This is a genomic window from Treponema sp. R6D11 (assembly GCF_054786075.1).
Genome location: NZ_BDHD01001047.1, coordinates 1 through 403 on the forward strand (window position 1 = coordinate 1; position 403 = coordinate 403).

Consider the following 403-nt stretch of genomic DNA (forward strand, 5'->3'; position numbering starts at 1 on the left):
TCTTTCTATATGGTAAAAAGCCGACGACGCTTCGCTGTAAGAGGCGAATTTCCCCAAAAAACAACTGCCGATTATGGCAAGCCCAAGAAGCTCCGTCTCTTTATGGACACCCTCAATAACTTCTATTCCAGTTATGTCAGCCTTTATTTGATTAAGACGGGAACAGCTTGCAAGCCCTCCTGTTAAGCAAAGTTGTTTTGCCTTTACGCCTGTTTCTTCCATAACGGAAAGCACGTCCTTAATGGCGAAACCAATGCCCTCAAGAATTGAATTGGCAAACTCACTCCGTCCTGAAGAAAGGTTTATTCCGCTCCAAACAGCGGTTACAGACGGATTCCAAACCGGCGCACGTTCGCCTGCTAAATATGGAAGAAAAACCAAACCGCCACTACCGCATTTGCTC

General features: G+C 45.9%; 1 protein-coding gene. It reads right to left on the reverse strand.

Annotation, left to right across the window (positions count from 1 at the left end; genetic code table 11):
* The coding region (locus tag ACYVTD_RS17425) for an FGGY-family carbohydrate kinase (protein WP_461248889.1) at positions 1-381 on the reverse strand (381 nt) is incomplete at its 3' end.
* Between the last annotated feature and the right edge of the window lie 22 nt (positions 382-403).